Origin of the sequence: Streptomyces sp. NPDC012835, assembly GCF_042900885.1 — a bacterium.
Lineage (GTDB): Bacteria > Actinomycetota > Actinomycetes > Streptomycetales > Streptomycetaceae > Streptomyces.
In genome coordinates this window covers 1,284,620-1,306,152 of record NZ_JBIBBW010000002.1, presented here as the reverse complement: position 1 = coordinate 1,306,152, position 21,533 = coordinate 1,284,620, and the positions used below count along the sequence as shown (strand labels likewise).

Genomic DNA, 21,533 nt, shown 5'->3' with positions numbered 1-21,533 from the left:
CCTGGTAGCCCGTGGACCGGTGGACTCGCTGCGCAGCAACAGAGGCCCCGAAACCGCAGCGAACGGTAGCCCCGCCCCAGTGGCCGGATACCGCTACGCACCTCAGACCGCGACCACGGGAGCCCCGCCTTGGCCATGCCGAACCGATCCTCGACCTCCTCGACGACCAAGCACATCTTCGTCACCGGGGGTGTCGCGTCCTCCCTCGGCAAGGGCTTGACCGCCTCCAGCCTGGGCGCGCTGCTCAAGGCGCGCGGTCTGCGGGTCACCATGCAGAAGCTCGACCCGTACCTGAACGTCGACCCCGGCACGATGAACCCCTTCCAGCACGGTGAGGTGTTCGTCACCAACGACGGCGCCGAGACCGACCTGGACATCGGCCACTACGAGCGTTTCCTCGACGTGGACCTCGACGGCTCGGCCAACGTCACCACCGGCCAGGTCTACTCGCAGGTCATCGCCAAGGAGCGGCGCGGTGAGTATCTGGGCGACACCGTCCAGGTCATCCCGCACATCACCAACGAGATCAAGCACCGCATCCGGCGGATGGCCACCGACGACGTCGACGTGGTCATCACCGAGGTCGGCGGCACGGTCGGCGACATCGAGTCGCTGCCGTTCCTGGAGACCGTCCGCCAGGTGCGCCACGAGGTGGGCCGCGACAACGTCTTCGTCGTGCACATCTCGCTCCTGCCGTACATCGGCCCGTCCGGCGAGCTGAAGACCAAGCCGACCCAGCACTCGGTCGCTGCCCTGCGGAACATCGGTATCCAGCCGGACGCCATCGTGCTGCGCGCCGACCGGGACGTGCCGCTCTCCATCAAGCGCAAGATCTCGCTGATGTGCGATGTGGACGAGGCGGCGGTGGTGGCCTGCGTCGACGCCAAGTCGATCTACGACATCCCCAAGGTGCTGCACACCGAGGGCCTGGACGCCTATGTCGTGCGCAAGCTCGACCTGCCGTTCCGTGATGTCGAGTGGACCGTCTGGGACGATCTGCTGGACCGGGTCCACAACCCCGACCACGAGGTCACCATCGCGCTGGTCGGCAAGTACATCGACCTGCCGGACGCGTACCTGTCGGTGACCGAGGCGATCCGGGCCGGTGGCTTCGCCAACAAGGCGCGCGTCTCGGTGAAGTGGGTCACCTCCGACGACTGCAAGACGCCGGCCGGCGCCGCCAGGCACCTCGCCGACGTCGACGGCATCCTGATCCCCGGCGGCTTCGGCGAGCGCGGGGTGACCGGCAAGGTCGGCGCGATCCAGTACGCCCGCGAGAACAAGGTCCCGCTGCTCGGCATCTGCCTGGGTCTCCAGTGCATCGTCGTGGAGGCCGCGCGCAACCTCGCCGGGATTCCCGAGGCCAACTCCACCGAGTTCGACTCGGGGACGGCGCACCCGGTGATCTCCACGATGGAGGAGCAGCTCGCCTACGTCGAGGGCGCCGGTGATCTCGGCGGCACGATGCGGCTCGGGCTCTACCCGGCGAAGCTCGCTGAGGGCTCGATCGTGCGCGAGGTCTACGACGACCAGCCGTACGTGGAGGAGCGCCACCGCCACCGCTACGAGGTCAACAACTCCTACCGCGCGGAGCTGGAGAAGAAGGCGGGCCTGATCTTCTCGGGCACGTCCCCGGACAACAAGCTGGTGGAGTACGTCGAGTACGACCGCGCCACGCACCCGTACCTCGTCGCCACCCAGGCCCACCCGGAGCTGCGCTCCCGGCCCACCCGCCCGCACCCGCTCTTCGCGGGGCTGGTGAAGGCCGCGGTCGAGCGCCGGGAGAGCGCGGTCACGACGGCGCCCGACCAGCCGTAGGGCGGGACGCAGGGGATACGGTGGGAGCCGGGGTACGGGTCGTGCGGACCAGTGCCCCGGTTTCCGCTTGTGCGCCACTGTGGGAGGACGCTGCCATGACCATCCAGGACACCCCCGAGGAGTGGCGGGTCACCGCGACCACGACGCCCTTCCGCGGCAACAAGACCAGCGTCCGCACCGACGACGTGGTCATGCCCGACGGCACGGTCGTGAAGCGTGACTACCAGGTCCACCCCGGGTCCGTCGCGATCCTGGCCCTGGACGAGACGGACCGGGTGCTGGTCCTGCGGCAGTACCGGCACCCCGTGCGCCAGAAGCTGTGGGAGATCCCGGCCGGACTCCTCGACGTGCCGGGCGAGAACCCGCTGCACGCGGCTCAGCGCGAGCTGTACGAGGAGGCGTACGTCAAGGCGGAGGACTGGCGGGTGCTGACGGACGTCTACACGACCGCGGGCGGCTGCGACGAGGCGGTACGGATCTTCCTCGCCCGCGATCTGTCGGCGGCGGACGGCGAGCGCTTCGAGGTCTCCGAGGAGGAGGCCGACATGGAGCTGGCCCGGGTCGCCCTGCCGGAGCTGGTGCGCGGTGTGCTCGCCGGTGAACTGCACAACAACTGCCTCGCCGTGGGGGTGCTCGCGCTCACGGCCGCGCTGGCGGGGGACGGCACGGACGCGCTCCGGCCGGCCGACGCGCCGTGGCCCGCGCGCCCGTTCGAATCCTGACCCACTGGGGTCTGCTGATCTGACGAAATGTTGATCCGATCGGGGGATTCACCGGCCACGCTCGCCCGGTTCCGTCGCAGAGAGTGAACTACGCTCGAACCGCCCGCGCGGAGACCCGCCGGGCTCGGCTCGTGCGCAGGCGGACGGAGCGTGGCCCGTGACGGATCAGGCGGTGGATGTGAGCGGCTCGGGCCGCGCGCGGGCGACCGGGGGCGGCGAAACTCCTGAACCAGAGTCAACATCGGCGGCGACGGCCACATCTGACGAACCGTCGGAGTCGCGGCCCGAGGGCCGGTCGGTGGCGGCGCGCAAGCCGCAGAAGAGGAGTTCCCGCACGAAAGGGAGAAGTCGGGCCAAGGCCCCGGAGGGCGCCGAACCCGTCACGGCGCCCGTGCGTGGCACCGGAGCCGACCGGCACCCGCGGCCGGCGCCGGTACCGGACGGCGTGACGCAGGGTGCTGAACCCGCGCCCCCGCCCCCGGTGGTACGGCCGGAGACGGACGGGTACGCGACGGCCATGGCCACCGAGGACCCCGCACCCGCGCAGGACGCCGTGACGAAGGCCGGCACGGACAGCGCGCCCGCCGGGGCGGCCGGTCCCGCTCCGGACGCGGGCCCCGCTCCGGACGCCGGTCCCGCGCCGGACGCGAACCCCGTCCCCGCTCCCGATGGCGCTCCGGCTGCGGACGCGGGTCCCGCTCCTGCTCCCGCTCCTGCTCCCGCTCCTGCTCCCGCTCCGGACGCGGGCCCCGCCCCCGCCCCCGCCCCCGTCCCCGCCGCCGGTCCGGCCGCCTCCGCCGCCGGAGCGTCCCCGGCCGCGACGGCCCCCGCTTCCGGGACGGAAGCCCCCGACGTGACGGGCGCCGCCGCGCCGCACCCGGCCGCTCCCGCCGACGTCCGGCCGCCCCGCCCGGTCCGTACGCCCGATCCGGTGCGGCCCGATTCCGACGGCCGGTTCTTCGGGCGCCAGCGCGAACTGAAGTCCCTGCACGGCGACATCGAACGCGCCGGACTCAACACCATCGCCGGACGCAAGGAGCCCAGCGCCCGGATTCTGCTGATCGCCGGACGCCCCGGCTCCGGACGGACCGCGCTCGCCCGGGAGCTGGCCGGACAGCTCGCTCCCGGCTATCCCGACGGCGTCGTCAGGGCCCGGCTGACCGAGGCGGGCGGCGCGCCCGTGCCCACCGAGCGGACCGCGCGCGAGATCCTCGGCGTGTTCGGGGTCGCCACCCCGCCGGGCGCGGGGGAGGACGAGCTGTCCGAGATGGTCCGCGAGGCGCTGGCCGTCCGCCGGGTCCTGCTGCTCCTCGACGACGCGACCGACGCCGAACAGGTCGATCCGCTGGTGCCCGACAATCCGGGCTGTCTCGTGGTCGCGGTGGCGCAGGGCCCGCTCACCGGGATTCCCGATGTGCGCCCCTGCACGCTCGGCGGCATGGACGCCAAGGCGGCCATCGAACTCCTGGCGCGCTTCGCCGGGTCCGTGCGGATCACCGTCGACCCGCAGGCCGCCGAATCCCTCGCCGAGGAGTGCGGGGGCCAGCCCGCCGCGCTCGTCCTCGCGGGCGGCTGGCTCGCCGCCCGGCCCACCGCCTCGGTCGCCGACGCGGCCAAACAGCTGCGCGCCCTGCCCTACGACACCGACCGCCCGGTCGGGGACCGGCCGCTGGCCCGCGCCTTCCGGCTGGTGTACGAGAGCCTGCCGGGGCCCGCCGCCCGGATACTGCGGCTGCTCGCGCTCGCCCCCGCCGGTCTCGCCGACGCGCACACCGCCTCCGCGCTGGCGGGCTGCTCCGTCTCGGCGGCCGGGGTCACGCTGGACGACTTCACCGCGCGCGGGCTGCTGCACCGGGCCGACGCCCCGACCCCCGACCCCGGCCGCCTGGAGTTCACGGACCCGGACTCCCGGGCCGCCGAACCCCAGTACGTGGTGCCGGCCTGTCTCGTTCCGCTGCTGCGGGCCGTCATGGAGCGTGAGGACCGGCCCGCCGAGGTGCAGCTCGCCCGCGCGCGGATGCTGGAGCGGACCGTACGGCTGCTCCAGTCCTGCCGCGCGGTCACGGATGCCGAGGGCTCCCCGGCCCGGCGGCGGCTGGCCGGACTGCCGCGCGCGCTGCGCTTCCCGCACGCCGAGGCGGCCGACGCGTGGCTGTGCTCGCGGCGGCCCGCCCTGCTGGCGTCCGCCCGGCTCGCGGTCGCCGACGGGGAGCTGGACACCCTGGCCCGCAGGCTGGTGGCCGCACTGGTCCGGGCGCTCGCCGTCCACCGGGGCACCGAGGCCGCCGCACCCGAGCTGTACGGGCTGCACCAGCTGGTCCTGGACATCGCCGAGCGCCGCGAGCTGCACCGGGAGCGGGCGGCGGCGCTGCTGAACATCGGTGATCTCGACGCCAGGACCGGCCGTACCCATGACGCGCTCGCGCGCTACCGCGCCGCGCTGGACGCCGGACGCGCGGCGGGCGACCTCTACGCGACCGGGCGCGCCATGGAATCCATCGGCGGGGCCCACCAGGACCTGAGCGACTGGCAGCGGGCGGCCGACTGGTACGGAAGGGCGCTCTCCCAGCGGCTGAGCCGGGGCGAGCGGGCCGATGAGGCGCGGCTGTACGGCCGCCTCGGCACCGTGCACACCTACGCGGGCCGCTACGGCGAGGCGCTGCGCAACTGGCGGGCCGCGGCCGCCGTCCACCGCCGGCTCCAGGACCCGGCCGCTCTGGCACGGGCGCTGAGCGAGGCGGCCAGGGTCCAGGAGTACGCGGGCCGGCCGCAGGAGTCGCTGCGCACCTGTCGGGAGGCGGTCGAGTGGGCGCGGCAGGCACAGGACGTACGGCTCCAGGCCGCGCTCCAGCTCCGGCTGGCGGACACCCTGGACCGGCTCGGGGACCCCACGGCTGCCCGGCTGCACCGGGCCACTTCTGATCGACTCCTGGAAACCGAGGGAAAACACCTACGAAACCCGTAGTGCTTCGACTGAAGAATGATGCTTTGCAAGGCTAGACAGCGAGAAATCCTTCATTAAACTGGCTCTGCCGCAGTCGTTCGCGGTGTCTTCCCGTGCGCCATACGTGTCCGGGTATGTATGGGATTGCCCCTGGAGTCCCCTGAGTCAAGGACCGTGATCTGCCGTGTTGGTCGGTATCCCCCGCGAAGTCAAGAACAACGAGTTCCGGGTGGCCATCACACCCGCCGGCGTGCACGAACTGGTGCGCCAGGGACATCAGGTCGCCGTCGAGCACGGCGCCGGCACCGGCTCCTCGATCACGGACGGCGAGTACACGGCCGCCGGCGCGCGGATCCTGCCCACCGCCGACGAGGTCTGGGCCACCGCCGACCTGCTGCTCAAGGTCAAGGAGCCGGTCGCCGAGGAGTACCACCGGCTGCGCAAGGGCCAGACACTCTTCACCTACCTGCACCTCGCCGCCTCCCAGGCATGCACGGAGGCGCTGCTCGACTCCGGCACCACCGCCATCGCCTACGAGACCGTCGAGACCGCGAACCGCGCCCTGCCGCTGCTCGCCCCGATGTCCGAGGTCGCCGGGCGGCTCGCGCCCCAGGTCGGCGCCTACCACCTGATGCGCTCGGCCGGCGGGCGCGGCGTGCTGCCGGGCGGCGTGCCGGGTACGGCCGCGGGCCGGGCCGTGGTCATCGGCGGCGGGGTCTCCGGCTGGAACGCCACCCAGATCGCCGTCGGCATGGGCTTCCAGGTGACCCTGCTCGACCGGGACATCAGCAAGCTGCGCGAGGCCGACCGGATCTTCGGCAGCAAGGTCAGGACCATCGTCTCCAACGCCTTCGAACTGCGGAAGGCGGTCGCCGAGGCGGACCTCGTCATCGGGGCCGTCCTCATCCCGGGAGCGAAGGCGCCGAAGCTCGTCACCAACGAACTGGTGGCCGGAATGAAGCCCGGAAGTGTACTTGTCGACATTGCGATCGATCAGGGCGGCTGCTTCGAGGACTCGCGTCCCACGACCCACGCCGAACCGACCTTCCGCGTCCACGACTCGGTCTTCTACTGCGTGGCCAACATGCCGGGTGCCGTACCGCACACATCCACGTACGCCCTGACGAATGCCACGCTGCCGTACATCGTGGAGCTGGCCAACCACGGCTGGGCGGGCGCGCTGCGCCGCGACCCGGCCCTCGCCAAGGGGCTCAACACCCATGAGGGCCAGGTGGTCTACCGCGAGGTGGCCGAGGCCCACGGGCTGGATCACGCCGAATTGAGCACACTTCTCGGCTGACGGGTCAACGCACCACGTCAACCTCGCGTCAACGGCCGGATCTTGCTCCCCGAGGTCCGGCCGATCGCGTGCCGCACCCCGCCGAACCCCCGGTCAACACGCCTTGAACATAACGTTTTCAACCGTTTGATGGGTACCGAAAACACGCGGACCCTGCCTTGGTGAGAGGCTTGTGCGCCCTTGACAGAGGGATGTTCCGTTACCGACACATCGGGCCGGGTCCGACGGATTGTGTTGCTGCGAAGCGGTGACACGCCATAGAGTCGCCAACCGTCGGCATGGTGCCACGCTGACCTATCGATAAAGTTTCCTGGTCCCGTCCAAGGAGGTAAGACGACTTGTGAATGAGTCGACATTTACTCCCGGGGGTGGTCAACCAGGTATGCCGGTGAGGGGCCAGAACCCGTCGTCCGGGTTCGAGGCTGTCGGCTCCGTAGCTGTCCGCACCTTCGCCACCCACCAGCACATGACGACAGCCCACCAGATGATGGACGGCCAACACGTGAACGCCATGGCCGGCAACGAGGGCGGGCGAGAGTCCAGCCCATTCGCCGACTACAGCGAAGTGCCCGAGGGGCACTTCTACGACCCCGACGCCGAGTACGAGCCCGACCCCGAGTACGCGGCCACCCTCGCCCCCGACGCCGCGCGTCAGCGCCGCGAGCGGATCGGCCCGACCGGGCGTCCCCTGCCGTACTTCCCGATCCCGGGCCCGCTCACCGACCACGGCCCCGCGAAGATCATCGCGATGTGCAACCAGAAGGGCGGCGTCGGCAAGACCACGTCGACCATCAACCTGGGTGCCGCGCTCGCGGAGTACGGCAGACGTGTGCTGCTCGTCGACTTCGACCCGCAGGGAGCCCTCTCGGTCGGCCTCGGCGTGAACCCGATGGAGCTGGACCTCACCGTCTACAACCTGCTCATGGAGCGGGGCATGGCGGCCGACGAGGTGCTCCTGAAGACCGCGGTGCCCAACATGGACCTGCTGCCGAGCAACATCGACCTCTCGGCCGCCGAGGTGCAGCTGGTCAGCGAGGTCGCCCGCGAGTCCACGCTCCAACGCGCCCTGAAGCCGCTGCTCCAGGACTACGACTACATCGTGATCGACTGTCAGCCCTCGCTCGGTCTGCTGACCGTGAACGCGCTGACCGCGGCGCACAAGGTGATCGTGCCGCTGGAGTGCGAGTTCTTCGCGCTGCGCGGTGTGGCGCTGCTCACGGAGACCATCGAGAAGGTGCAGGAACGGCTCAACCCCGAGCTGGAACTCGACGGCATCCTCGCCACGATGTACGACTCCCGCACGGTGCACAGCCGCGAGGTCCTGGCGCGCGTGGTCGAGGCGTTCGACGACCACGTGTACCACACGGTGATCGGACGGACCGTACGCTTCCCGGAGACCACGGTCGCCGGTGAGCCCATCACCACGTACGCCTCCAACTCCGTCGGCGCCGCCGCGTACCGCCAGCTCGCCAGGGAGGTGCTCGCCCGGTGTCACGCCGAGTGAGTCTGCCCGGGGCCGACGAGCTGTTCCGTACGACCGGTGGCATGGCGCTGACCTCCTCGTCGCCCGCCTCGCAGCGGCGGGGCGCCAACGGCGAGCCCCGGGTGCCGGGGCCCGCCGGGGAGAGCGATCCGGCGGGCGAGGGGCGACCGGGCGGCGCCGGAGCCACGGCCCCGGCCCCGGCCGAGCAGCACTCCGCCGCCGACCCGCACTCCGCCGAGCCCTCGCGCGGCCGGTCCGCCGAGGCGGAGCAGGCGGCCGGCTCGATGAAGGGGCGCAGAACGCAGGAGGCCGGCGCCCCCGGCCAGACACAGGCGGGCGGCGGTCCGGGGGCCGGTCAGCAGCGCCGCCGGGGGCGCGGTGCCAACCGGCGCCCCAGCGGACGCGAACGGCACGACGAGAAGATCACGGTCTATGTCTCCGCCGAGGAGCTGATGGACCTCGAACACGCGCGGCTCGTCCTGCGCGGTGAGCACGGCCTCGCCGTGGACCGCGGGCGCATCGTCCGCGAGGCCGTCGCCGTGGTCCTCGCCGACCTCGAATCGCGCGGCGACGCGAGCATCCTCGTACGACGTCTGCGCGGACGCTGAAGGTAGCCTGCGCGAGCAGCTCCTCCCGCCCCGTCATCAGGACCCCCGATGCCTCCGCCGCCCACCGCCGCCCGTCCGCCCCGCCGCGCGCTGGGGCGCGGGGCGGCGGTGGAAGCCGCCGGGCCGGCCGCGGCGCCGGTCGGGGAACCGGTCCTGGAGAGCGCCGGGGGCGAGGGCCGGTTCACCGTACGGCTCGCGAACTTCGAGGGCCCGTTCGATCTGCTGCTGCAGCTCATCTCGAAACACCGGATGGATGTGACCGAGGTCGCCCTGTCGACCGTCACCGACGAGTTCATGGCGTACATCAGGGCCATGGGACCCGACGGGGACCTCGACCAGACCACCGAGTTCCTGGTGGTCGCGGCCACCCTGCTGGACCTCAAGGCGGCCCGGCTGCTGCCCGCCGCCGAGATCGAGGACGAGGCGGACCTCGCGCTGCTCGAAGCGCGCGATCTGCTCTTCGCCCGGCTGCTCCAGTACCGCGCGTACAAGCGGGTCGCGGGAATCCTCGACGCCCGCCTCGACGCCGAGGCCCGGCGCCACCCCCGCACCGCGGGACTCGAACCGCACCACGCCGAGCTGCTTCCCGAGGTCGTCGTCCGGGTCGGCCCCGAGGGGCTGGCCGCGCTGGCCGCGCGGGCGTCGCGGGCCAGACCGGAGCCGCAGGTGTACGTCGACCACATCCACGCCCCCCTCGTCTCCGTACAGGAGCAGGCGACGCTCGTCGTGGCCCGGCTGAGGGAGTGCGGGGAGGCCGACTTCGCGGCCCTCACCGAGGACGCCGCCGACACCCTGACCGTGGTGGCGCGCTTCCTGGCGCTGCTGGAGCTGTACCGGGAGCGGGCCGTCGCCCTGGACCAGCAAGAGGCGCTCGGCCCGCTCCTGGTCCGCTGGACGGGCGGGTGGGACGGGGAGGCTCCGACCGTGACCGACGAGTTCGACCGCCCGGCGGTACCGGCGGGGGAGCGGACCGAGCGGCCGGAGCGGCCGTCCGGGACGCGCGAGAGGGACGGGGAGCGGACATGAGCGACGAGCGGCACGGTACGCGGACGGACCGGGGCGTCGGCACTGCGGCGGATCCGGGCCCGCGTCCGGGGCCGGGCACGGACCGGGACCGGCCGGGGACGGACCCGCGGCCGGCCCTCAAGCCCGCCCTGGAAGCCGTCCTCATGGTCGTCGACGAGCCCGCCACCGAGGAACATCTCGCCCGGGTCCTCGACCGGCCGCGCCAGGCCGTCGCGGACGCGCTGCGCGAGCTGGCCGACGAGTACACCGTCCAGCGGCGCGGTTTCGAACTGCGGCCGGTGGCGGGGGGCTGGCGCTTCTACAGCAGGCCCGAGTACGCGGAGGCGGTCGAGGGCTTCGTCCTGGACGGCCAGCAGGCCCGGCTGACCCAGGCGGCGCTGGAGACCCTCGCGGTCGTCGCGTACCGCCAGCCGGTGAGCCGCTCGCGGGTCTCCGCCGTGCGCGGAGTGAACTGTGACGGCGTCATGCGCACCCTCCTCCAGCGGGGTCTGGTCGAGGAGGCGGGCGCGGAACCCGAAACAGGTGCGATCCTGTACAGGACGACGAACTACTTTTTGGAGCGGATGGGCCTGCGGGGCCTGGACGAGCTACCCGAACTCGCGCCCTTCCTCCCCGAGGCGGACGCGATCGAGGCCGAGAGCCAGGAAGGCGTTCCGTCGTTCGATCCGGACGCACCGTACGCCCCGGACACCCACGCAGACGACAAGACGGAACTTTGATGCGAAGCAACGACAGGAACAGCGGAAGCGGCAACCGGAGCGGTGGCGGCGGAAGCGGGAGCGGCGGCGGCCGGAACAGCCGGGACGGCCGGGGCGCCGCCGGCGGCCGCGGCACCGGCGGAGGCCGTGGCGTCGGCGGCGGTCGGAGCGCGGGCGCCGGGCGGAGCACAGGAGCCGGGCGGAGCACGGGAGCCGGGCGGGACGCCGGGCGCGACGACGAGCAGAAGCGTCCGTCCCGTCCCCGTCCCGAGGAGCGCCGCTACGACGTCGGCCGCTCGGAGGGCCCCACCGGCGGCTCCTCCGCTTCCGGTGCGCCCGGCGGCGCCCGCAAGGGTGCCGGCGCGCGTGGCGCGGAGGCCAGGGGCGGCGCCAAGGGCGGCCCCAAGCCCGCGCGCGGCGGCGCCGGGCGCGGTGGCCCCCGGCGCGGTGCCTCGTCCCGGCCGCGCGAGCTGGACGCCAAGATCGAGCAGCGCAACCGCGACCGGTACTCCGAGAAGCCGTCGATCAAGACCCCGAGGACCAACCCGGGCGCCGAGCAGGAGGGCGAGCGGCTCCAGAAGATCCTCGCCCGCGCCGGCATGGGCTCGCGGCGCGCCTGCGAGGAGCTGATCGAGCAGTCCCGCGTCGAGGTCAACGGCGAGATCGTCCTCGAACAGGGCATGCGCGTCGACCCGGACCGGGACGAGATCAAGGTCGACGGGCTGACCGTCGCCACCCAGTCGCACCTCTTCTTCGCGCTGAACAAGCCGGCCGGTGTGGTCTCCACGATGGGCGACCCGGACGGCCGGCAGAACCTCGGCGACTACGTCACCAACCGTGAGACGCGTCTCTTCCACGTCGGCCGGCTCGACACGGAGACCGAGGGCATCATCCTGCTCACCAACCACGGAGAGCTGGCCCACCGCCTCACCCACCCCAAGTACGGCGTGAAGAAGATCTACCTCGCCGCCATCCAGGGCCCGCTGCCGCGCGACCTGGGCAAGCGTCTCAAGGACGGAATCCAGCTGGAGGACGGCTACGCCAAGGCCGACCACTTCCGCGTCGTGGAGAACACCGGCAAGAACTATCTCGTCGAGGTCACCCTCCACGAGGGACGCAAGCACATCGTCCGCCGCATGCTCGCCGAGGCGGGCTTCCCGGTCGACCGGCTGGTGCGCACGTCGTTCGGCCCGATCCCGCTGGGCGACCAGAAGTCCGGCTGGCTGCGCCGGCTCACCAACACCGAGGTCGGCATGCTGATGAAGGAAGTCGGCCTGTAGACCCGCCGCGTCGAACGAAGGGCAGAGGCCCGTGGCCACCGGCCGCGGGCCTCTGCCCTTTCCGGCGTCCGTCTTGTCCGGCGAACCCTCCCCGCTTTATAGTCAGGGTGACCATAAAGGAAGCCGGGGGAGGCGAGGGCCGGGGTGAGTCTCACCGATGCCGCGCCAGGACCGCCGAGTCTGCCCGAGGGGTACGACCCCGCCGCCTTCGAGCCGTTCGCGGTCGCCGTCGACCTCGCCGTCTTCACCGTCCGGGACAGCCGGCTGCACGTCTTGCTCGTGGAGCGCGGCGAGGAGCCGTACCGGGGCACGTGGGCGCTGCCCGGTGGCTTCGTACGGCCGAGGGAGTCCGCAGGGCAGGCCGCCCTGCGTGAACTCGCCGAGGAGACCGGGCTGTCGGAGGAGACGGCCGGCGCCTTCCACCTGGAGCAGTTGCGCACCTACAGCGCCCCGGACCGCGACCCCCGGATGCGGGTCGTGTCGGTGGCGTACGCGGCGCTCGTACCGGGTCTCCCGGAACCGCGCGGCGGGGGAGACGCGGCGTCGGCCCGCTGGACGCCGTTCACCGGGGCCGAGCCGCTCGCCTTCGACCACGGACGCATCCTCGCCGACGCCTACGACCGGATCGGTGCCCGGCTCGAACGCACCTGCGTCGCCACGTCGTTCTGCCGGCCCGCGTTCACGCTCGGGGAGCTGCGGCAGGTGTACGAGACGGTCTGGGGCGTGCGGCTCGACAGCCCCAACTTCCGGCGCAAGGTGCTGACCACGCCCGGATTCGTCGAGGCGCTGGAAGGACGGCCGCGCCGGACCGGCGGGCGTGGCAAACCGGCGGCGCTGTACCGCGCGGGCGCCGCCACCACGCTGCATCCACCTCTGCCGCGACCGGATCGACCGGAAGGACGGACCGCATGATCATCGCGAGAACCCTCACCAAACAGGCAGCCACCGGCTCGCTGATCGGGCTCGCGCTCGGCGACGCCCTCGGCTTCCCGACCGAGTTCAACGACGTGCCCTCGATTCTCGCGAAGTGCGGACCCTGGCGGGAGATGGCCCTGCCGGACCCGGCGTTCGTCACCGACGACACCCAGATGACGCTGGCCTTCGCGCGGGGCATCAGGACGGCGATGGACCGGGGCGTGCTCGGTCCGCTGCGGCTGGAGCGGCCGGTGCGGGACGAGTTCGTCGCCTGGTACCACTCGCCGGACAACAACCGCGCCCCCGGCAACACCTGCCTGACGGCGTGCAGGCTCCTCGACAGCGAGCAGCCCTGGCAGCGCGCCAGCCGGATGGAGTCCAAGGGCTGCGGCGCCAACATGCGGGTCGCGCCGATCGGGCTCGTCCCCGGCCTGAGCGACGAACAGCGCGCCGGCGCCGCGCAGTTCCAGGCGGCGCTGACGCACGGACACCCGACCGCCCTCGCCGCCTCCGACCTCACGGCACGCGCGGTCTACCTGCTGGTGCACGGCGGTGAACCGGGGGCGCTGGTGGGGCAGTTGCGCTCGTACGCCTACGAACACCGGGAGCACTACCGGCGGCGCTGGCTCGGCGACCTCTGGAGCCTGTCCGGTGACCCGACGCCCGAGGCGTTCATCGCGCGCGGCTGGGACGAGTGCATCGTGGTCCTCGACCGCCTCCAGGAAGCCCTGCGCACACCCTCGCCCGAGACCGACCCCTGCCTGGTCACCGGCGACGGCTGGATCGCCGAGGAGGCGTTCGCCACCGCCCTGCTCTGCTTCCTGCTCTTCCCCACCGACCCCCTGACCGCCCTGCGCCGCGCCGCCTGCACCCGGGGCGACTCCGACTCCCTGGCCTGCCTGGCGGGCGCCTTCGCCGGGGCCCATCTGGGGGCGGGCGCCTGGCCCGAGGAGTGGGCCGGGCGGATCGAGTACCGGAGCGACCTGATGTCGCTGGGCGCCCTCTGGGACTCCTGACCCCGCCCGATGGTGACTCCCGGCCTCGGCACCGGGCCGGCCCGGCACGCGGGACCCGCCCCCGCGTGGCGGGTCCCGGCGGCGGGGGACCCGGCCGCGCGCGCACCCGGCCGGCACTACGCTGGGCCGAGCAGTCGATCACCGAGGAGAACGTCGTGGCGGTACGAGCGGTCCGTGGGGCAGTCCAGCTGGAGCGGGACGAGGCCGGGCACATGGGGGAGCAGGTCAAGCAGCTCCTCGCCACGATCCTGGAGCGCAACGGGCTCACGTCCGACGACCTGATCAGCATCTGGTTCACGGCCACCCCCGATCTCCACAGCGATTTCCCCGCAGCGGCGGCCCGGAGCCTCGGTATCGTCGACGTTCCGCTGATCTGCGCCCAGGAGCTGGACATCGCCGGGGCCCTGCCGCGCGTCGTGCGCATACTGGCCCATATCGAGTCCGGCCTGCCCAAGTCGGAGATCGCCCACGTCTACCTCGGCGCCGCGGCGGCCCTCCGCAGGGACATCGCCCAGTGAGGACCGCGCTCGTCATCGGCGCGGGCCTGATGGGCACCTCCGCCGCACTGGCGCTCGCCGGGCGCGGAGTCACCGTCCACCTCAGCGACCACGACCCCACCAGGGCCCGTACCGCCGCAGCGCTCGGCGCCGGCACCGACGAGGCGCCCGACGGCCCGGTCGACCTGGCGATCGTCGCCGTACCGCCCGCCCATGTCGCCACCACCCTCGCCGCCGCGATGCGCGACGGCCTGGCCCACGGCTATCTGGACGTGGCGAGCGTCAAGGGCGGCCCCCGGCGCGAGCTGGTGGCGCTGGGGGCCGACCTGAGCGCGTACATCGGTACGCACCCGATGGCCGGCAAGGAGCGCTCGGGGCCGCTCGCCGGGACCGCGGACCTCTTCGAGGGACGTCCCTGGGTGCTCACCCCGACCCCGGAGACCGACACCGAGGTGCTCAATCTGGCCCTGGAGCTGGTCGCGCTGTGCCGCGCCGTCCCGGTCGTCATGGACGCCGACGCCCACGACCGCGCCGTCGCCCTCGTCTCGCACACCCCGCAGCTGGTCTCCTCGATGGTCGCGGCCCGTCTCGAAGAGGCCGACGAGACGGCGGTACGTCTGTGCGGGCAGGGTGTCCGCGACGTCACCCGCATCGCGGCATCCGACCCCGCGATGTGGGTCGAGATCCTCTCCGCCAACCCCGGCCCGGTCGCCGACGTGCTGACCGGGATCGCCGCCGACCTCACCGAGACGGTCGAGTCGCTGCGCGCCCTCCAGTCCGCCGACGAGAGCAAGCGGCACAGCGGGGCGGCCGGCATCGAGGACGTGCTGCGGCGCGGCAACGCGGGCCGGGTGCGGGTGCCGGGCAAGCACGGCACGGCCCCGGCGGCGTACGAGGTCGTGGCCGTCCTGATCAGCGACCGGCCGGGCGAGCTGGCCCGGATCTTCGCCGACGCGGGCCGCGCCGGGGTCAACGTGGAGGACGTACGGATCGAGCACGCCACCGGCCAGCAGGCGGGCCTCGTCCAGCTCATGGTGGAGCCGGCGGCGGCCCCCGCTCTCGCGGCGGCCCTGCGCGAGCGCGGCTGGTCGATCAGGCAGTAGCGGGCGGCGGGGGACGGCCGGTACCACCGGCGGCACGGGCGGCCTTGAGTACTCGGTAACCTTGTGCGGGGGCGTGTGCGCGTCCCCGCACATCCACCCCGTGAACCAGGAAGGTGTCCGCCCCCCGTGGAAACAGGAGCATCCCCCGTCCGGACCGTGCGGAAGCCGGTGATCGTCGCCATCGACGGGCCCTCCGGCACGGGCAAGTCGAGCACCTCGAAGGCCGTCGCCTCGCAGCTCGGGCTGAGCTACCTGGACACCGGCGCGCAGTACCGCGCGATGACCTGGTGGATGATCACCAACGGTGTCGACGTGAACGACGCCGGCGCGGTCGCCACGGCCGCCGGCAAGCCCGCCCTGGTCTCCGGCACCGACCCGGCGAACCCGACCGTCACGGTGGACGGCGCGGACGCGGCGGCCCCGATCCGTACCCAGGAGGTCACCTCCCGGGTCAGCGCGGTCAGCGCCGTGCCCGAGGTACGCACCGTCCTCACCGAACTCCAGCGCTCCATCGCCGCCTCGGCCGCCGAGGGCATCGTGGTCGAGGGCCGGGACATCGGGACGACCGTCCTGCCCGACGCCGACCTCAAGATCTTCCTCACCGCCTCCCCGGAGGCCCGCGCCGCCCGGCGCAGCGGTGAGCTGAAGGGCAAGGAGGCGGCGGATGTCTCCGCCACCCGGGAGGCCCTGGTCAAGCGGGACGCGGCGGACTCCACCCGTAAGACCTCTCCGCTCGCCAAGGCCGGCGACGCGGTCGAGGTGGACACCACGGACCTCACGCTCCAGCAGGTCATCGAGTGTGTGGTGACCCTGGTCGAGGAGAAGCGGGCCGCCGGGTGAGCGCGACGGGCGCACCGCCCTCGGAGCGGGGCGCGGCGGTCGGCAGGGGCATCGGCATCGGGCTGATGTACGGGCTGTGGAAGCCGCGTGTGCTGGGTGCCTGGCGCGTGCCGGCGCACGGGCCCGTCATACTGGCGGTGAACCACGCGCACAACGTCGACGGCCCGATGGTGATGGGCACGGCGCCCCGGCCGGTGCACTTCCTCATCAAGAAGGAAGCGTTCATCGGCCCCCTCGATCCGTTCCTGCACTCCATCGGACAGATCGAGGTGGACCGCTCGGTCGCCGACCGCACCGCGATCACCGACGCGCTCGGGGTCCTCGCGGACGGCGGGGTGCTGGGGATCTTCCCGGAGGGCAGCAGGGGCGAGGGGGATTTCGCCTCGCTCCGTGCCGGGCTCGCGTACTTCGCCGTACGGTCGGGAGCGCCCGTCGTGCCGGTCGCGGTGCTGGGCTCCACGGAGCGCCCCGGCCGGCTGATACGGGGCCTGCCCGCGCTGCGCAGCCGGGTGGACGTCGTCTTCGGCGACGCCTTCACGGCGGGCGGCGGCGGGCGGCGCACGCGCAAGGCCCTGGACGAGGCCACCGCAGGCATCCAGGAGCGGTTGACCGCCCACCTGGAGTACGCCCGGCGCTTCACCGGGCGGTAGGACTTATTCGCGACTTCAGTAGTGCGCCGCGAGACGCGGCGCACCGATCACGATGAACGAGGTACGGACTTCATGAACGACCAGATCGACTCCGGCGACGAACACGGAGAGCTCGGCGACGCCGAGTACACGGACTTCATGGAGCTTGCCGCCCAGGAAGGCTTCGACGCCGAGGAGGTGGAGGGCGCGATCGACGAGGCCGGTCACGGTCCGCTGCCCGTCCTCGCGGTCGTCGGGCGCCCGAATGTCGGCAAGTCGACGCTCGTGAATCGCATCATCGGCCGCCGCGAGGCCGTGGTCGAGGACAAGCCGGGCGTCACCCGGGACCGCGTCACCTACGAGGCCGAGTGGGCCGGCCGCCGCTTCAAGATCGTCGACACCGGCGGCTGGGAGCAGGACGTGCTGGGCATCGACGCCTCCGTGGCCGCCCAGGCGGAGTACGCGATCGGCGCCGCCGACGCGGTGGTCTTCGTCGTGGACTCCACCGTGGGCGCCACCGACACCGACGAGGCCGTGGTCCGGCTGCTGCGCAAGGCGGGCAAGCCCGTGGTGCTCTGCGCCAACAAGGTCGACGGACAGAGCGGCGAGGCCGACGCGACGGCGCTCTGGTCGCTCGGGCTCGGTGAGCCCCACCCGGTCTCCTCGCTGCACGGGCGCGGTACGGGCGACATGCTCGACGCGGTGCTCGAAGCGCTGCCGGAGGCCCCGGAGCAGACCTTCGGAACGGTGCTCGGCGGCCCCCGCCGCATCGCGCTGATCGGACGCCCGAACGTCGGCAAGTCCTCCCTGCTGAACAAGGTCGCGGGCGAGGACCGGGTCGTCGTCAACGAGGTCGCGGGCACCACGCGCGACCCGGTGGACGAGCTGATCCAGCTGGGCGGCACCACCTGGAAGTTCATCGACACGGCGGGCATCCGCCGCAAGGTCCACCTCCAGGAGGGCGCGGACTACTACGCGTCGCTGCGCACCGCCGCCGCCGTCGAGAAGGCCGAGGTCGCGGTCGTACTGATCGACACGAGCGAGTCCATCTCCGTCCAGGACCAGCGGATCATCACGATGGCCGTCGAGGCGGGCCGCGCGCTGGTCATCGCGTACAACAAGTGGGACACGCTCGACGAGGAGCGCCGTTACTACCTGGAGCGCGAGATCGAGACCGAGCTGGCCCAGGTCGCGTGGGCGCCCCGGGTGAATGTCTCGGCGCGTACGGGCCGTCATATGGAGCGGCTCGTCCCGGCCATCGAGACGGCTCTCGCGGGGTGGGAGACCCGGGTGCCGACCGGCCGGCTCAACGCCTTCCTCGGTGAGCTGGTCGCCGCCCATCCGCACCCGGTACGCGGTGGCAAGCAGCCGCGCATCCTGTTCGGCACCCAGGCGGGCACCAAGCCGCCGCGCTTCGTGCTCTTCGCCTCCGGCTTCATCGAGCACGGCTACCGGCGCTTCGTGGAGCGCCGGCTGCGCGAGGAGTTCGGCTTCACGGGCACCCCGATCCACATCTCCGTGCGGGTGCGTGAGAAGCGCGGCCGCAAGAAGTGACGGAAAGCGGTGGGGCCCGGTGCGGATCATCCGTACCGGGCCCCACCGCTTTCCGCTGCCTGCCCCCCCCGGGCCTCGCCGTTCAGATCGAGCGGCGCGGCCCCGGGGGCAGCGCCGCCTGGGGGCGTCCGCCGTGCTGCCGGGGGTCCCGCTGCCAGGAACCCGCCTGTGGCGTGTGGCCGAGGCCGCCGTATCCCCCGTACCCGCCGTAGCCTCCGTGCGAGGCGTGCAGACCGGTGCCGAAGGCCGTGAAGCCGAGATTCTCCTCATTGCTCCGGTCGCCGGGCAGGGCCCGGAACGAGCGGCGGAACTCGGAGTACAGCGCGTCGTAGATCGGGGTCGTGGAGAACCCGTTCCCCCCGTCGTGCGCGGGGCGCATGGAAGGGATCTGGCTCTGGTACGGGGCGCGGGAGGGGTCGTATGAGTGCACGTATCTGCCAACGACCCCGTCGGCCGCGGGATGCGGGCTCCCGGCGGAATTCGCCTGCGCCGGTGGTGGACGCAGCCGGCCGGTGGGGCTGGTGGCCCGGGTCACGTACCGGCCAGCGGCATCGCGGCGGCGACCAGCTGCCCGTTCGCCGCGGCCTTCTCCAGGGCGTCGCGCATCAGGTCCTCGCGCGGCTGCTGCCCGATCGAGCCGACCGGGGCGGCGAAGACCAGGACCGTCTTCGACTTGTTCGCCGCGGTCCGCCAGCCCTCGGTGACCTGGAGCGGCTGGTGGGCCTGCCACCAGGCGACCGGGCTGCCGCCGCCCGTACCGGGCTGGAGCACGGCGTGCAGCTGGCCCATGGCGAGCAGCACCGACCAGCCGTCCAGCGGGCCCGGCGCCTTGTCCAGGTCCCCGACCGGCTGGAAGCCCTGCTCGATCAGGAGCTGGAGGAACTCGTCGGTGACGCTGTCCGAGCCGGGGCGGGCGATCGGGGCCGTCGGCTCGACGACCAGGGCGGGGTGCAGCTCGTCCTCGATGAGCACCAGACCGCTGGTGACACCGAGGACGGCCTGCCCGCCACCGCCGACGGCGGGGCCACCGGACGGCTGCGGCTCGCTGCCGGTGATCGAACGGACCGCGCCCTTGAGCTGGTCCTCGGCGACCTGGACGACCTGGGAGGGGATACAAGTGGCGTGGGCGAAGGCGAGAACCGCGGTCTCCTCACCGACGAACAGGACGGTGCTGGTCCGTTCCTGGTCGGAGTCGCCGGGGGTCCGGCAGGAGGTGCAGTCGTAGCTGCCCGGGGAGTTCTCGCCGGCGAGCAGCCGGTCGGCTTCTTCGTCGCCGATCTCGGCGCGGACTTCCTCGCTGACATCGAGCATGCGCGGCACGGGTGGCTCCTCGAACTCGGTGCGTGGGCCGGGCTGTTCCCGGCTCGTACAGAGACAACGGGCGACCCGTGGCAGGGGTCACGCCGCTGGCCGAAACTCGTCGCCGCCCAGCCGGACGGCCGGCGCCCGCCGTGACCGGCCGCCCGGTGGGTTCCGTCGTGGTACTTGAAGTGCGGAGAAAGCGGGGAATTCTCCGGTCGGGAAAAGCGACGGGAAGATCACCGGGATGTCCGGGAAGGGTAATTCGGTGAAGGTAGATTTATGTGATGGTCGGGATCGCGGAATTCTTCGGAAGTAAGGCCCGAAGGGGCCGTACGAGTGAGACGCGCCGCATCCGGAACGTGTTGGGATCCTGTGACACAAGCGTGACCGCCGACGTACCCGAGCCTTCGGAACGGCTATCCCGTTCGGCTTCCTTCACCGCTCCCGGCCGCCTACGGTGAGTGGTATGGCACCGATACCGACTCCACCCCCGCAGCCGCACGACGCCCCCGAGTCCTATGTCGGCCTCGACGCCGCGAACGCCGAACGGCAGGCCGGGGAGCGCGGCTGGACGCATGTCCGCGCGCTGCCGCCCGGCTCGATCATCACGATGGAGTTCGTCGCGAGCCGGATCAACTTCGAGGTCGAGGACGGCCGGGTGATCCGCTGCTGGCTCGGCTGACCGACGCCGCCGCGGCACCATCCGTACCCGTGGGTGAGCCCAGGACGGGGCTCACCCACGGTGAGCGCTCAGCCGCCGGTCAGCGGCCGGGAACGCGGCGGGCGGCGGCTGCCCGCCGGGGTCACCGGGGTCCGCTCCGAGCGCACCGCGTGCTGCCGGGGCTGGGCGGTGAGCTGTCCCGCGCCCCTGGCCGCTCCCGGGCGGCCGCCGTGACCGGCGCCCACGTGCTCGCAGGGCCCCTCCTCGGGGTGCGCCGCCGGCTCCGCCTCGTGGGGCACCGGCACCGGGGTCCTGGGCACCCCGACGGCCACCGGGGCCGCGAGCATCCGTCTGCGGCCCTCCCGCCAGTGCTCGCGCACCTCCAGGATCATCTGTTCGGCACGGCCGATCACCGGCTCCGCCCAGGGCAGCGCCAGCAGGATCAGCAGACCGGCGGCCCAGCCGAGCAGCACATCGCTCAGCCAGTGCGTCCCGAGGTAGACGGTGGTGGCGCCGACCCCCAGCGCGACCAGCGCCGACATGATCGACAGATAGCGCCTGGCTCGTGGCGTGGTCGCCAGATAGGCGAGGATTCCCCAGGTCACGACGGCGTTGGCGGTATGACCCGACGGAAATATATCGCCGCCGGCGAAGAGTTCCGCCGAGCCGACCTGGGTCGCGTAGTGGGGGCCGAGCCGCCCGAGGCCGAGCTTCACCGCGCCGACGCTCACGTTCAGCGCCAGCAGCGCGGCGCCGAGCGTCAGCAGCGGGCGCAGCGTGTGCTGGCGCCAGGAGCGCCAGCCCAGCCAGGCCGCGATCATCACGGCGGTCGGGCCGCGCTGGCCGAGCACCACGAAGTAGTCGAGGAAGGGGTGCAGGTCCGGCCACTGCTGGTAGGGCCGGAAGAGCATGATCTTCCAGTCGAGGATCACCAGCGGGGACGAGACGAGCACGGCGGCGACGATGGCGACATAGAACGCCAGAGTCCCGCCGAAGAGAGCCGAGCGGGTCCGGCTCATCCGCGGGGTCTCTATCTTCGGCGGTTCCGGCTCCCGGTCCAGGCGGGCAAAGATGTCGGTACGCACCTAAAGGACGTTACAGCGAGTGAGTGACCGAACCGGTCGATCCGGTCTCTTC

Annotated in this window: 19 protein-coding genes and 1 pseudogene; 17 read left to right on the top strand and 3 right to left on the bottom strand. The window is 72.6% G+C overall.

Features of this window, described 5'->3' with window-relative positions; translation table 11 throughout:
* Positions 1-135 precede the first annotated feature (135 nt).
* The 16 genes and pseudogenes from ACFY6S_RS13260 (at position 136) to der (ending at position 18,433) form a co-directional block, all read left to right on the top strand.
* Positions 136-1,818 carry a CTP synthase gene (locus ACFY6S_RS13260; RefSeq protein WP_388826747.1) on the top strand — a complete coding sequence of 561 codons (1,683 nt, stop codon included), beginning with the start codon at positions 136-138 and terminating at the stop codon, positions 1,816-1,818.
* 95 nt (positions 1,819-1,913) lie between these two features.
* Positions 1,914-2,540, top strand: a complete 627-nt coding sequence (locus tag ACFY6S_RS13255; RefSeq protein WP_388826744.1) for an NUDIX domain-containing protein — start codon at positions 1,914-1,916, stop codon at positions 2,538-2,540.
* 517 nt (positions 2,541-3,057) lie between these two features.
* Positions 3,058-5,524: pseudogene (locus ACFY6S_RS13250) on the top strand (tetratricopeptide repeat protein).
* Between the two features lie 144 nt (positions 5,525-5,668).
* The gene (gene ald, locus ACFY6S_RS13245; RefSeq protein WP_388826741.1) at positions 5,669-6,784 is read left to right on the top strand and encodes an alanine dehydrogenase; all 1,116 of its coding nucleotides are present in this window, start codon (positions 5,669-5,671) and stop codon (positions 6,782-6,784) included.
* Between the two features lie 382 nt (positions 6,785-7,166).
* Positions 7,167-8,288: a ParA family protein gene (locus ACFY6S_RS13240; RefSeq protein ID WP_114625862.1), complete on the top strand. Its 1,122-nt coding sequence runs from the start codon at positions 7,167-7,169 to the stop codon at positions 8,286-8,288.
* Positions 8,285-8,875 carry a hypothetical protein gene (locus ACFY6S_RS13235; RefSeq protein ID WP_388826856.1) on the top strand — a complete coding sequence of 197 codons (591 nt, stop codon included), beginning with the start codon at positions 8,285-8,287 and terminating at the stop codon, positions 8,873-8,875. The genes ACFY6S_RS13240 and ACFY6S_RS13235 overlap by 4 nt, the downstream gene beginning before the upstream one ends.
* Before the next feature lie 48 nt (positions 8,876-8,923).
* Positions 8,924-9,901 carry a segregation and condensation protein A gene (locus tag ACFY6S_RS13230; RefSeq protein WP_388826737.1) on the top strand — a complete coding sequence of 326 codons (978 nt, stop codon included), beginning with the start codon at positions 8,924-8,926 and terminating at the stop codon, positions 9,899-9,901.
* On the top strand, positions 9,898-10,620 hold the full coding sequence (gene scpB / locus ACFY6S_RS13225; RefSeq protein ID WP_388826734.1) for an SMC-Scp complex subunit ScpB: 723 nt from the start codon (positions 9,898-9,900) through the stop codon (positions 10,618-10,620). The genes ACFY6S_RS13230 and scpB overlap by 4 nt, the downstream gene beginning before the upstream one ends.
* Entirely contained in the window at positions 10,620-11,879 is a 1,260-nt protein-coding gene (locus ACFY6S_RS13220) for a pseudouridine synthase (protein WP_388826730.1), read from the top strand. Before scpB ends, ACFY6S_RS13220 begins: the two co-directional genes overlap by 1 nt.
* Positions 11,880-12,023: 144 nt before the next feature.
* The gene (locus tag ACFY6S_RS13215) at positions 12,024-12,791 is read left to right on the top strand and encodes an NUDIX domain-containing protein (RefSeq protein ID WP_388826727.1); all 768 of its coding nucleotides are present in this window, start codon (positions 12,024-12,026) and stop codon (positions 12,789-12,791) included.
* A complete protein-coding gene (locus tag ACFY6S_RS13210) occupies positions 12,788-13,810 on the top strand; it encodes an ADP-ribosylglycohydrolase family protein (protein WP_388826724.1) in 1,023 nt (340 codons plus the stop codon). The genes ACFY6S_RS13215 and ACFY6S_RS13210 overlap by 4 nt, the downstream gene beginning before the upstream one ends.
* Positions 13,811-13,965: 155 nt before the next feature.
* Positions 13,966-14,328, top strand: a complete 363-nt coding sequence (gene aroH / locus ACFY6S_RS13205) for a chorismate mutase (RefSeq protein WP_388826721.1) — start codon at positions 13,966-13,968, stop codon at positions 14,326-14,328.
* A complete protein-coding gene (locus ACFY6S_RS13200) occupies positions 14,325-15,410 on the top strand; it encodes a prephenate dehydrogenase (RefSeq protein WP_388826718.1) in 1,086 nt (361 codons plus the stop codon). The genes aroH and ACFY6S_RS13200 overlap by 4 nt, the downstream gene beginning before the upstream one ends.
* Before the next feature lie 126 nt (positions 15,411-15,536).
* Positions 15,537-16,250 carry a (d)CMP kinase gene (gene cmk, locus ACFY6S_RS13195; protein ID WP_388826715.1) on the top strand — a complete coding sequence of 238 codons (714 nt, stop codon included), beginning with the start codon at positions 15,537-15,539 and terminating at the stop codon, positions 16,248-16,250.
* Positions 16,251-16,315: 65 nt separating this feature from the next.
* Positions 16,316-16,900 carry a lysophospholipid acyltransferase family protein gene (locus tag ACFY6S_RS13190; RefSeq protein ID WP_388826853.1) on the top strand — a complete coding sequence of 195 codons (585 nt, stop codon included), beginning with the start codon at positions 16,316-16,318 and terminating at the stop codon, positions 16,898-16,900.
* Between the two features lie 72 nt (positions 16,901-16,972).
* Complete coding sequence (gene der, locus ACFY6S_RS13185) at positions 16,973-18,433, top strand: ribosome biogenesis GTPase Der (RefSeq protein ID WP_388826712.1); 1,461 nt, start codon at positions 16,973-16,975, stop codon at positions 18,431-18,433.
* Between the two features lie 82 nt (positions 18,434-18,515).
* On the opposite strand, the gene ACFY6S_RS13180 is transcribed toward der, so the two are convergent.
* The gene (locus ACFY6S_RS13180) at positions 18,516-18,812 is read right to left on the bottom strand and encodes a hypothetical protein (protein WP_388826709.1); all 297 of its coding nucleotides are present in this window, start codon (positions 18,810-18,812) and stop codon (positions 18,516-18,518) included.
* 152 nt (positions 18,813-18,964) lie between these two features.
* Entirely contained in the window at positions 18,965-19,753 is a 789-nt protein-coding gene (locus ACFY6S_RS13175) for a hypothetical protein (RefSeq protein WP_388826706.1), read from the bottom strand.
* Between the two features lie 448 nt (positions 19,754-20,201).
* Here ACFY6S_RS13175 and ACFY6S_RS13170 point away from each other — a divergent pair, with 448 nt between their 5' ends.
* Positions 20,202-20,417, top strand: coding sequence for an I78 family peptidase inhibitor (locus ACFY6S_RS13170; protein WP_388826703.1), 216 nt, complete (start codon positions 20,202-20,204; stop codon positions 20,415-20,417).
* Positions 20,418-20,485: 68 nt separating this feature from the next.
* Here the strand turns inward: ACFY6S_RS13170 and ACFY6S_RS13165 are convergent, their stop codons facing one another.
* Complete coding sequence (locus ACFY6S_RS13165; protein ID WP_388826700.1) at positions 20,486-21,481, bottom strand: phosphatase PAP2 family protein; 996 nt, start codon at positions 21,479-21,481, stop codon at positions 20,486-20,488.
* Between the last annotated feature and the right edge of the window lie 52 nt (positions 21,482-21,533).

Coding starts and splice junctions, on each gene's coding strand:
- ACFY6S_RS13260 (WP_388826747.1), top strand. CDS start 136: ATGCCGAACCGATCCTCGACCTCCTCGACGACCAAGCACATCTTCGTC.
- ACFY6S_RS13255 (WP_388826744.1), top strand. CDS start 1,914: ATGACCATCCAGGACACCCCCGAGGAGTGGCGGGTCACCGCGACCACG.
- ACFY6S_RS13240 (WP_114625862.1), top strand. CDS start 7,167: ATGCCGGTGAGGGGCCAGAACCCGTCGTCCGGGTTCGAGGCTGTCGGC.
- ACFY6S_RS13230 (WP_388826737.1), top strand. CDS start 8,924: ATGCCTCCGCCGCCCACCGCCGCCCGTCCGCCCCGCCGCGCGCTGGGG.
- scpB (WP_388826734.1), top strand. CDS start 9,898: ATGAGCGACGAGCGGCACGGTACGCGGACGGACCGGGGCGTCGGCACT.
- ACFY6S_RS13220 (WP_388826730.1), top strand. CDS start 10,620: ATGCGAAGCAACGACAGGAACAGCGGAAGCGGCAACCGGAGCGGTGGC.
- ACFY6S_RS13210 (WP_388826724.1), top strand. CDS start 12,788: ATGATCATCGCGAGAACCCTCACCAAACAGGCAGCCACCGGCTCGCTG.
- ACFY6S_RS13190 (WP_388826853.1), top strand. CDS start 16,316: ATGTACGGGCTGTGGAAGCCGCGTGTGCTGGGTGCCTGGCGCGTGCCG.
- der (WP_388826712.1), top strand. CDS start 16,973: ATGAACGACCAGATCGACTCCGGCGACGAACACGGAGAGCTCGGCGAC.
- ACFY6S_RS13180 (WP_388826709.1), bottom strand. CDS start 18,812: ATGCGCCCCGCGCACGACGGGGGGAACGGGTTCTCCACGACCCCGATC.
- ACFY6S_RS13170 (WP_388826703.1), top strand. CDS start 20,202: ATGGCACCGATACCGACTCCACCCCCGCAGCCGCACGACGCCCCCGAG.